Source organism: Myxococcus xanthus (assembly GCF_013116825.1).
GTDB lineage: Bacteria > Myxococcota > Myxococcia > Myxococcales > Myxococcaceae > Myxococcus > Myxococcus xanthus_B.
In genome coordinates, this window is the sequence record NZ_JABFNS010000107.1 from 24,675 (window position 1) to 32,074 (window position 7,400).

Annotated in this window: 5 protein-coding genes; 2 read left to right on the plus strand and 3 right to left on the minus strand. The window is 67.8% G+C overall.

Features of this window, described 5'->3' with window-relative positions; translation table 11 throughout:
• Positions 1 to 141 precede the first annotated feature (141 nt).
• The 3 genes from cutA to HNV26_RS26725 all read right to left on the minus strand — a co-directional run bounded on the left by cutA (position 142) and on the right by HNV26_RS26725 (position 2,213).
• Positions 142 to 468 carry a divalent-cation tolerance protein CutA gene (cutA, locus tag HNV26_RS26715; protein WP_090493083.1) on the minus strand — a complete coding sequence of 109 codons (327 nt, stop codon included), beginning with the start codon at positions 466 to 468 and terminating at the stop codon, positions 142 to 144.
• Positions 469 to 535: 67 nt separating this feature from the next.
• Complete coding sequence (locus HNV26_RS26720; protein WP_171443715.1) at positions 536 to 1,498, minus strand: ATP-binding protein; 963 nt, start codon at positions 1,496 to 1,498, stop codon at positions 536 to 538.
• A gap of 58 nt (positions 1,499 to 1,556) precedes the next feature.
• A complete protein-coding gene (locus HNV26_RS26725) occupies positions 1,557 to 2,213 on the minus strand; it encodes a hypothetical protein (RefSeq protein WP_171443714.1) in 657 nt (218 codons plus the stop codon).
• A gap of 283 nt (positions 2,214 to 2,496) precedes the next feature.
• On the opposite strand from HNV26_RS26725, the gene HNV26_RS26730 reads away from it, so the two are divergent.
• Positions 2,497 to 6,075 carry a tetratricopeptide repeat protein gene (locus tag HNV26_RS26730; RefSeq protein ID WP_171443713.1) on the plus strand — a complete coding sequence of 1,193 codons (3,579 nt, stop codon included), beginning with the start codon at positions 2,497 to 2,499 and terminating at the stop codon, positions 6,073 to 6,075.
• A partial coding sequence (gene gltE, locus HNV26_RS26735) for an adventurous gliding motility TPR repeat lipoprotein GltE (protein ID WP_171452898.1) occupies positions 6,075 to 7,400 on the plus strand: 1,326 nt, incomplete at its 3' end. The genes HNV26_RS26730 and gltE, both read left to right, overlap by 1 nt.

Consider the following 7,400-nt stretch of genomic DNA (forward strand, 5'->3'; position numbering starts at 1 on the left):
AGGGCGAGCCGACAACGTTCCTGTCGCCGCGCCGTATTCTGCCTGAGGCCGCGCACGAGCCCTTTCCTAGAGCCGCTCCCTCGCTTTCCAGCCGCAGGCGGAGCGCTGGCTGGCCAGTCCGTCGAGCAGGGGAGCGGGACTTCAGTCCGGCGCGCGGGTGCTGCCCAGAATCCAGGAAAGGTACGGCGCGTGCCCCTCCGCGATGTCCACGCGCAGCACCTCCGGGACGTCGTATGGATGCAGCTCGACGATGCGCGCGCGCAGCGGCTCGAAGAGGGCCGCGCGCGTCTTGAGGATGAGGAGGACTTCGGGCTCGTCCTGGACCTTCCCCTCCCACCGGTAGATGGAGCGCAAGCCGGGAACGATGTTGCCGCACGCGGCCAGCTGCGCTTCCACCAGCGCGCGGGCCAGCTCGGCGGCCTTGTCCGCGGTGGGAGCGGTGACGAGGACGATGATGGCGTCAGTCATGAGGGCAGGATGCGCGAAGCCTCAGCTGGCCGTCGAGCGGGATGGCGTCAACAGCCGTTGCGCGTGACTACCGTCCCAGCGTGCGCCCGCCGCCCGTCGCATGGTGCATGGGCGCGTCCATCTCCTGCCGGGTGCGGCGCCGGTCCGGCGTGTCCTTTGGAAACTCTACGAATGTGCACAGCTCGCACAGCCGGCTGTAGATGCGCTCACCCACGCGCTCTCGGAGGATCTCCGTGTCGCGGACCGCGCTGCGTGCGTCCTCGGTGGTGCGGTAGCCTGTCGGCGCCGCGCTTCGGATGGCGCGCTTCTCCGGCTCCAGGGAGTAGTTCGACGCGAACAGCGTGGTGCGGCCCGCGTTGTAGCGGCGGGCAATCAGCTCATCGAGCGTCTCCATCTCGAAGGGGCTGCCGCGGCCCTTGCCCATCTCGTCGATGGCTAGCACCTCCACCTCCGACAGGGGCCCGATGATTTCGCCGCCGCTCTTGCCCTCCTGGAATCCACGCCGGATGGTCGCGTAGAGGAGGGAGATTTCGACGTAGCGCCCACGCACGCCCAACTCCAGCGCGAGGTGCGCCAGCGTCGCCGCCAGGAGGTGTGTCTTCCCGGTTCCCACGGGCCCGCTGAGGATGAAGCCCTTGGACGAGCCACCCGGCACATACTGGAAGGCGAACTGCATGGCCACGTTGCGGCCCCTGTCCTGTTCCTCCTTGGATGCGCGGTAGTTTTCAAAGGTTGCATGCGCTGCCGAGGCAGGCAGCCCCAGCGCATCGAAGCGAGCGATGCGCTGTCGCAGCTTGGCGCACGCGCACGTCTCCATCACCTCATAGCGCCGGGGGCCCATCTTCTGGCTGAACTCGCCCTCGCGCTCGACCAGTACGTGCCCGCGCCCGCCGCACACCGAGCAGTGCTCGGAGCACGCGCAGATGCGCGCCTGGGCCTGGTCCCCACGGCGCTCGATGACATAGGTCCGCCCGCCGCACACGCCACACGCCTCGCCATTCGCCTTTGGAGCCATCTCACGCACCGCCATACCAGAGCCTCTCCTCGGCCGTCAGTCCACTGAACGGGCAGTCAGGCGTCCCGCCCACCTACATCTCCTTCACGCCCAGCCGCCGGCGCACCGTCGCCAGCACCCGGAAGCGCCGGGACACCTTGCGGGCGCGCGGCGACATCACCTGTTGTTCAGCGGATGCCGCCAGGGCTTCACGCCACACGGCGCACCGGTCCAGGAAGGGCAGGGCGCGCAGCACCAGCAGGAACGCCAGCGCTTCCTGGGCATCCATGGCCGCCGGCTCTTCCGGGACATGCGCCAGGACGGTGATGCGCAGGTTGCGCACACGGTGCGACAGCGCTTCGTTCCGCCCCGCCAGGTCCTCGAGCGCCGCGCACAGCCGCGCGTGCCGCGTCTCTTCCCAGGAACGGGCCCGCTTGCGCTTGGGGCTGGAGGAGGGTTCCTCACCCGCGCCCGCCGCCAGCTCCCGGTACTTCTTGATCTCCGACTCCACCTGCCGCCGGCACGCGCGCAGCGAGCGCAGCACCGGCTCTCCGGGCCGCGCGTCCCAGAGGGCCTTCTCCGCCGAGCGGGAGATGCCGCGTGCCACCACCTCGAAGGGAACGCCTTCCCGGGCCCAGGTCGTCAAAAGCTCGGTGTCCAGCGCGGAGAGCATCAGCCCCGCACCACGCACAGCGAGGAAGTAGTCCTGCACCAGCTCTTCGAAGCTGGCGCTTTCGGGGAGGAGACTCATGATCCGACGCGTACTCCAGTGCAGGGAGGCCGGGCAACCGACCGTCCGTTCCCCCATACCTGGCAGGTCCGACATGGCAACTCCAGCGCGCCGATTTTCACAGCGAATCTGGAAGATTTTGAACCGACGCTCCTCGAGGAAAGCAGGCGGCCAGTCAGTGTTGACCCGCCGCGCGGAAACCGCGCATAGTGAGGGTCCCCGAATGGAAATTCCCGAAGATTCCCGGACACTTGCCTACCAAGCAAGGAACTGGGGACGCCGGTGCCCCTCTCCTAGGAAGACCATGCGCCGTTCGCTTCTCGTCTGCCTCGTCCTCCTGGCCACGGCCTCCGCCGCCCAGGAGAAGAAAGCCCCGCGCGATGCCGATCTCGGCCGGAAGTCCGCCACCGCGGTGGACAAGTCCCTGGCTGGCGACATCACCCGTGAAAAGAAGAAAGAAGAGGTCGCCCCCGCGCTCCAGTACGACCAGTTCCGGCTGGGCGTCGAGCTGCAGGTGGCCTCCAAGCGGCGCGAGCAGATCCAGTCGCTGAAGAAGATCATCTCCCTGTCGCCGGATCCGAAGGAGGCCCCCAGCCTCCTGTTCCGCCTGGGTGAGTTCTACTGGGAGGAGTCCAAGTTCTTCTTCTTCGAGGCCAACCGGAAGGATGACGACCTCATCCAGGCCATGAACCGCAACGACGCCGCGGGCCAGCAGCGGGCCAAGGCGGAGAAGGCGGAGTTCATCGCGAAGCAGAAGGAGTACGGCAAGCTCGCGGTGGAGCAGTACACGAAGATCGTCCAGGAGTACCCGAACTTCGAGCGCACCGACGAGGTGCTCTTCTTCCTCGGCCAGTACCTCATGGAGGATGGCCAGGACCGCAAGGCGCTGGTGGCCTTCAAGCGCCTGGTGGAGAAGCACCCGAAGTCGAAGTACATCCCGGACGCCTACTTCGCCTTCGGCGAGTACTACTTCAACAACTCCAAGGGGAAGCGCCCGGAGCTGGAGAAGGCGCTGGTGGCATACAAGAAGGCCGCCGAGTTCCCCGAGAGCCAGGTGTACGCCTTCGCCCTCTACAAGCAGGGCTGGTGCCACTACAACATGGGCGACTTCGAGTCGGCCAAGGACAAGTTCAAGACGGTGGTGCTCTACGGTGAGCTCGCCGGCGCCAACGCCCTGGAGAAGGACGGCGGCAAGGGCGGCGGCCGAAGCTCGCTGCTGCGCGAGGCGCGCGCCGACTACGTGCGGGCGTTCGCGCACCAGGGCGACGTGGCGCAGGCCCGGGCGGAGTTCGGCAAGGTGGCCACCAACCCGGACGACCGCTTCACGATGCTGAAGCAGTTGGCCAACCTGTACTACGGCGATGGCAAGGACCGCGAGGCGGCCATCACCTACAACGGCCTCATCAAGGAGAAGCCGCTGTCCCCCGAGGCGCCTGGTTTCCAGGGCCGCATCGTCGACTGCATCCTCCGCATGGGCAACAAGGAGCGCACCGTGGTCCAGGTGCGCCGGCTCGTGAAGATCATGAAGGAGGTCGAGGGCTCCGGCGTCATCAAGGAGGACAAGGACAAGAAGCTGCTGGCGGAGGCGAAGGAGCTGTCCGAGCGCACGCTGTCCAACCTCGCCGTCACCTGGCACAACGAGGGCAAGAAGACGCGCAACGAGGAGACGTTCCGCTACGCGGACGCGGTGTACAGCGACTACCTCACGCTCTTCCCGGAGAACCCCAAGGCGTACGACCTGCGCTTCTTCTGGGCCGAACTGCTCAACGACAACCTGCAGAACTTCGACAAGGCCGCCGCCAACTACACGCTCGTCGTGCTCCAGGACGCCAAGGTGCTGGAGGCGAAGGACGACAAGGGCAAGCCGAAGCCGGGCAAGCCGGGCAAGTGGCTGCAGAACGCCGCCTACAACGCGGTGCTGGCCTACGACGAGGTCGTCAAGGCGGGCGAGGCGCGGGGCGAGGGCAAGAGCGAGGCGGTGGGCTCGGACATCACCAAGAAGGCCGCCATCCCCACGCTGAAGAAGGCGCTGCTCGACGCGTGTGAGCGCTACCTCAAGTACGTGCCCAAGGGTGAGAAGCGGGTGGAGATCGCCTTCAAGGCGGCCAACATCTACTACCGCCACAACCACTTCGACGAGGCGGTGCTGCGCTTCAGCGAGATCGCGCTCGGCTACCCCGAGTACAAGTTCGAGAACGGCGAGCGCGCGGCGGAGATCTCCGCCAACCTCATCCTCGACTCGTACCACCTGCTGCAGGACTACGCGAAGGTGAACGAGTGGGCGCGGCGCTTCTACGCCAACGACAAGCTGGCGGTGGGCAAGTTCCGCGACGACCTGGCGAAGCTCATCGAGCAGTCGTCCTTCAAGCTCGTCAGCCAGTTGGAGGAGAAGAAGGAGTTCGAGAAGGCCGCCGAGGCGTACCTCGCCTTCGTGAAGGACTTCCCGCAGACGGAGATCGCCGACCTGGCGCTCTACAACGCGTCCGTCGACTACTACAAGGCGAAGCGCCTGGATAAGGCCATCGAGGTGCGCAAGCGCCTGTTCGCCGAGTACCCGCGCTCCAAGCACGTGCCGGACTCCATCTACGCGAACGCGGAGGCGCTGGAGGCCATTGGCGACTTCGAGGACGCGGCGGCGACGTACGAGGCCTACGTGCGCGGCTACGAGCGCAGCCTGGGTGAGAAGGGCAACGCCAAGGCGCGTGGTGGCGGCAAGAAGAAGCGGGGCGCGGCGGACGACAACAAGCCCGCGGTGGTGCAGAAGTGGGACGAGTCCAAGGCGCAGGTGGCGCTCTTCAACGCCGCCACCTACCGCGAGGGCCTGGGCCAGGTGAAGGCGGCGCTGCGCAACCGCGAGCACTACCTGACGCTGTGGCCGCGCGCGAAGGACGCCGACGAAATCCGCCTCTCCATCATCGACCTGACGGCCAAGAGCGGCGCCGCGTTCAAGGCCATCAAGATGCTGGAGGAGTACGAGCGCGACAACATGCGCTCCCCCAGCCGGTTCCTGGCCGCCGAGGGCCGCATCGTCGAGCTGTACAAGAAGATGGGCAAGACGCGTGACGTGGCCCGCATGCAGAAGCGCATCTTCGAGCACTTCGACCAGCTGCCCCGCCGCGTGCAGGGCTCGCTGGAGAAGCCGGCGCTCGCCACGGCCGCGCAGGCGCAGTTCCTGTCGGTGGACCTGGACTGGAACGAGTACCGGCGCCTGAAGCTGTACTGGGGTGCTCCGCCGTCGCCGGACCGCTTCAAGACGAGCATCCAGGACAAGAGCCGCGCGCTCCAGGTGGTGGAGAAGAAGTACGTGCAGACGGTGACGCTGGGCGCGCCCGAGCCCGCCATCTGCGCGCTGCACCGCATTGGCCTGGCGTACGACCACTTCGCCGACCGCCTCATCAACGCGCCCATGCCGCGCGGCCTGGATGAGGAGTCGGAGCAGGCGCTGCGCGACGAGTTCGCCAACCAGGCGCAGCCGCTCAAGGACAAGGCGACCGAGGCGTTCTCCGCCACGGTGGCCAAGAGCCGCGAGCTGGACGTCTACAACGATTGCGCCGCGGAGAGCCTGAAGCTGCTGCGCACCACGTACCAGCCGGACCGCTACCCCGACATGCCCGAAGAGAAGGTGGCGCTGAAGGGCCGCGTGCAGCTCATTGGCGGCGACCTGCTGGCCACCATCCAGGACGTGCCGCCGCCGGCGCCCAAGGCGGCGTCGGACGCGCAGCAGGCCCGGGCGGAGACGCTGCAGGAGGACCTGACGGACCTCACCGCGCAGCTGCGCTCGCAGACCGAGACTCAGGTGGACGCCCGACCGGCGGCCACCACCAACGGCGCCACTCCCGCGAAGCAGGGCGGGGATGACGAGGAGCCGGAGGACTTCCTCTAATGAACCGGACCACCCGCACCATGCGCCTGTTCCCCTTGTTGGCGGCCGTCTCGCTGGCCGCCGCCGGTTGTACGTCCTCCAAGGCCACCGGCCCGAGCACCAAGACGGCGGACCCGAACGCCGGCAAGGCGGAGGCCCTGCAGCCCATCTCCAACACGGCCAAGGCCCGCTTCGAGGACGCGCTGAAGGCGTTCGACACGCAGAAGAAGGCCAAGGCCATCGACTACCCGTCGCTGGAGCGGAAGTTCCAGTCCGCTCTGGAGGCGGACGGGAACCTCGCCGAGGCCGACTACAACCTGGGCGTGCTCGCCGAGCGTCAGGGCAAGCTGACCGAGGCGCGCAACCACTACAAGACGGCGCTCACGAAGAAGCCCTCGCTGCGTCAGGCCTCCGAGAACCTGGCGGTGATGGAGCAGAACGCGGGCAACGTCGCTGGCGCGGTGGCGCTGTACCAGGAGGTGCTCCAGCGCTACCCGGATGACGCGCAGTCACGCGCGCGGCTGGCGGAGATCTTCCGGCAGCAGGGGGACCACACCAAGGCCATGGACCTGACGCGCGCCGCGCTGATGCGCGACCCGCAGTCCACCACCGCGCTGAAGGTGATGATCCGCAGCTACCTGGACCGCAAGCAGCTCGCCATGGCGAAGCTGGTGGCCCTGCGCGGCGTGAAGCTGGACGCGGCGGACCCGGAGCTCCACCACGCCGTGGGCCTCATCCTCCTGCAGGAAGGGGACGTGGATGACGCGCGCCTGTCCTTCAAGAAGGCGCTGGAGGTCCGCGAGGACTACGTGCCGTCGCACGTGGAGCTGGCGCAGCTGGCCCTGGCCGCGGAGAACTACCCCGCCGCCGAGCAGCACCTGCGCCGCATCCTCCAGGCGGACGGAAAGAACGCCGCCGCGCACCTGGACCTGGGCGTCGCCTACAAGGGCATGGGCCAGTTCGACAAGGCCATGCAGGAGTACGACGAGGCGGAGAAGCTCGACCCCGAGCTGGCCGCCGTGAACCTCAACCGCGCCATCATCCTCCACAAGGTGAAGGACGCGCCCGAGCGCGCCTCGGAGCTGTACCGCAAGTACATCGCCATGGCCGGCGGTGAGGTGGCGCTGCCCGCCGAGGCCCCCGTGTTCGCCCTGCTGCGCGAGGTGGAGGTCATCGTCAACGCGAAGCGCGAGGCCAAGTTCGCCGAGGAGCAGGCGAAGCAGATGGAGGAGCTGCAGAAGCAGCAGCAGGCCCAGATGCAGGCCGCGGAGAAGGCTGCCGGGGCGGCGAACCCGCCCGCCACCGCCGCGACGCCGGCCTCCGGCACGGGCCCCGCGCCCCAGGTC

What these genes read in the sequence shown, in the direction of transcription:
- cutA (WP_090493083.1), bottom strand. Translation starts at nt 468, where the DNA reads ATGACTGACGCCATCATCGTCCTCGTCACCGCTCCCACCGCGGACAAG.
- HNV26_RS26720 (WP_171443715.1), bottom strand. Translation starts at nt 1,498, where the DNA reads ATGGCGGTGCGTGAGATGGCTCCAAAGGCGAATGGCGAGGCGTGTGGC.
- HNV26_RS26725 (WP_171443714.1), bottom strand. Translation starts at nt 2,213, where the DNA reads ATGAGTCTCCTCCCCGAAAGCGCCAGCTTCGAAGAGCTGGTGCAGGAC.
- HNV26_RS26730 (WP_171443713.1), top strand. Translation starts at nt 2,497, where the DNA reads ATGCGCCGTTCGCTTCTCGTCTGCCTCGTCCTCCTGGCCACGGCCTCC.